The following is a 644-nucleotide window of genomic DNA, read 5'->3' on the forward strand; positions in this document are numbered from 1 at the left end:
GAAGTTCGCGACGTCGTCGGTGTTCGTGCCGGTGGGTGATCTGAATGGTGACCGGTGTGCGGATGTGTATGTCCGTGTGGGTGATCAGTTGCGGGCGTACCGGCCGGGTTGCGGGGTGGTTGTTTCTGCTTCTTCGCCGTACACGTTGGTGGGTTCGGGCTGGGGTCAGTACGACGTGCTGACGTCGCCGGGTGATGTGAACGGTGACGGGTTCGCGGATCTGCTGGTGCGGCAGGCGTCGACGGGTGACGTGTATTTCTACGGGGGTACGGCTGATCACCGGGTGAAGTCGCGGGTGCGGATCGGTACGAACTGGAAGCTGTACAGGAAGCTGGTCGGTGCCGGTGATCTGAATGGTGACGGGCGTGGTGACCTGCTGGGTGTCGACGGGGCGGGTGTGCTGTGGCGGTATTACGGCACGGTGACCGGTGGTGTGTCGGCGCGGGTGCAGGTCGGTGGCGGCTGGGGTGGGTACACGTCCCTGGTCGGTGTCGGTGACCTGTCGGGTGATGGTCGTACGGATCTGGTGGCGCGTGACGCGGCGGGGAAGCTGTGGCGGTACAGCGGTACCGGGACCGGTCTGTACGGTGCGCGCGTGACGATCGGTACGAGCGGCTGGCAGAGCTTCAAGGGCCTGTACTGAG

General features: G+C 65.1%; 1 protein-coding gene. It reads left to right on the forward strand.

The features are described from left to right. The coding region (locus IO20_RS37285) for an FG-GAP repeat domain-containing protein (RefSeq protein WP_037637039.1) at positions 1–643 on the forward strand (643 nt) is incomplete at its 5' end. Position 644: the final 1 nt, after the last annotated feature.

The organism is Streptomyces exfoliatus (genome assembly GCF_000725545.1).
GTDB lineage: Bacteria > Actinomycetota > Actinomycetes > Streptomycetales > Streptomycetaceae > Streptomyces > Streptomyces exfoliatus.